This is a genomic window from Rhizobium sp. 10N414 (genome assembly GCF_056394785.1).
The window spans coordinates 1-1,349 of the sequence record NZ_JBFTIN010000098.1; the positions used below are offsets into that span (position 1 = coordinate 1).

The window sequence follows — 1,349 nt, forward strand, 5'->3', positions numbered from 1 at the left end:
GCATGGAGGCTCGCCAAGTCAATGCTGCTCTTTCGGCCATGCGTAATAAGACGGACAAGAACGATGCGCGCGGCATTGCCCAGCTGCTTCGATCGGGTTGGTACAGCCGGGTACATGTGAAGAGCGTCGAAAGCCACTACACCCGAGCGCTACTTAGTAGCCGGAAGGTGATGCAGCGAAAATGCCTTGATCTCGAAAACGAGATTCGAGGGCTGCTCAAGGTCTTCGGCGTGAAGCTGCCCATACGCCTCAGGGGCGGTGCGTTTGAAGAGGCTGTCCGCGACACGATCGAAAACGATCCACCGCTCAGTCATGCGCTTTTGCCAATGCTAGAGGCTAGGCAAATGCTCTTGGAGACATTCCTCGAGCTGGATCGACGTGTCCGGAAGGCCGCCAATCAAGACACCATAACCACCCGTTTCATGAGCGTTCCGGGCGTCGGATATGTCACGGCCCTGAGCTTCAAGGCAGCAGTCGATGACCCCGCTCGCTTTAAGAGCTCACGAACTGTCGGAGCCCACTTTGGATTAACACCACGACGCTTCCAATCTGGTGAAAAAGATAATCCCGGCCGCATCTCACACGCTGGTGACGCCGATGTGCGCGCAACGCTCTACGCCGCGGCCAACGCGATGCTCATGCGATCGATTGCGTGGAGCAGCTTGAAAGCATGGGGTGTACGCCTCATGAAAACCAAAGGAAGACGGCGAGCCATTGTCGCTGTTGCCCGCAAAATTGCTGTCTTGCTCCATCGCATGTGGATTGACGGCACAGAATTCCGGTTCGGATTGGAGGCTGCAGCATGAATTGAAACAGCCACCGAAACCGATCCTGGCCGGATCGTCCCATGCGGACGACGGGATGGATGAAGCCGACTATGACTGCTGCGCTTCGAGCGCGTCCTTAAGCAAGGCTCTCCAGACCCTGATCCCATGCATGCGTGCAGCGGCTCCAAACGAACGGAGCCACCAGACTGCGGAGAGAAGCGTGACCCGCATGATCGATCAGGCCATCAAAGATCAGAAAGAGCTTGACCCAAATGCCCGATTAGAGAAGCAATCATGTGATGTCGCTGGAAAGGGAACTTGGCTGCCCGCTGTTCATCCGCTCGACGAGAAGGGTGGAGCTGACCAGGGCAGGCGAGACGTTCTATGATCGCTGTGTGCGGATCTTAAGCGACATCGACCTGACCACCGAACTGACCCGGGCAGCCGGCGGCAGTCGCATCCGCCAGATCAGGATCGGCAGCATCTATCCGGCCACCATGGGCATGCTGCCAACCTTCCTTGCCAAGATCGCCCGCAAGTATCCCGATGTCCGCATCCATATCGCGTCTGGCAATACCGGCG

General features: G+C 57.5%; 2 protein-coding genes. Both read left to right on the forward strand.

The window, feature by feature from the left end; genetic code table 11:
* Window positions 1–806, forward strand: an 806-nt coding sequence (locus AC1DE4_RS31710) for an IS110 family RNA-guided transposase (protein WP_477884748.1), incomplete at its 5' end; no start/stop codon positions are given.
* A gap of 260 nt (window positions 807–1,066) precedes the next feature.
* Window positions 1,067–1,349 (forward strand): LysR family transcriptional regulator (locus AC1DE4_RS31715; protein WP_477884749.1); only part of this gene is annotated, 283 nt, incomplete at its 3' end.